We start from the raw sequence: 428 nt of genomic DNA, 5'->3' as shown, positions 1-428 counted from the left end.
GATGTTTCAACACACAGCCGCCTGAAGGCGGCTGTTGACGGGCTTCTTGGCATATGCCCCAAAATTACCGGTTTCAACACACAGCCGCCTGAAGGCGGCTGGGAGGAGGATGGGGTGTCTGATTTTGGATTCCAAGTTTCAACACACAGCCGCCTGAAGGCGGCTGATGCGTATGCATATGTGCGTGGAGTATGACCGCAAGGTTTCAACACACAGCCGCCTGAAGGCGGCTGGAAGTGTGCGTGCGCAAAACATCGCCGTTTTCAAGTTTCAACACACAGCCGCCTGAAGGCGGCTGTTGCTTTATTATTGATGCAACTACCTTTATCACGTTTCAACACACAGCCGCCTGAAGGCGGCTGATCGCTTTGGCAGATAACAGCGCGGGTGTGGCTGCTGTTTCAACACACAGCCGCCTGAAGGCGGCT

At 54.7% G+C, this 428-nt stretch carries 1 CRISPR repeat array.

Annotated features, from left to right (window positions below):
• Positions 1 to 3 precede the first annotated feature (3 nt).
• Positions 4 to 428: a CRISPR direct-repeat array (repeat unit 30 nt; unit sequence GTTTCAACACACAGCCGCCTGAAGGCGGCT).

This window comes from Neisseria sp. HMSC065D04, from assembly GCF_001815675.1.
GTDB lineage: Bacteria > Pseudomonadota > Gammaproteobacteria > Burkholderiales > Neisseriaceae > Neisseria.
The sequence above is the reverse complement of the archived record's forward strand: the minus strand, read 5'-3'. Positions and strand labels throughout refer to the sequence as shown.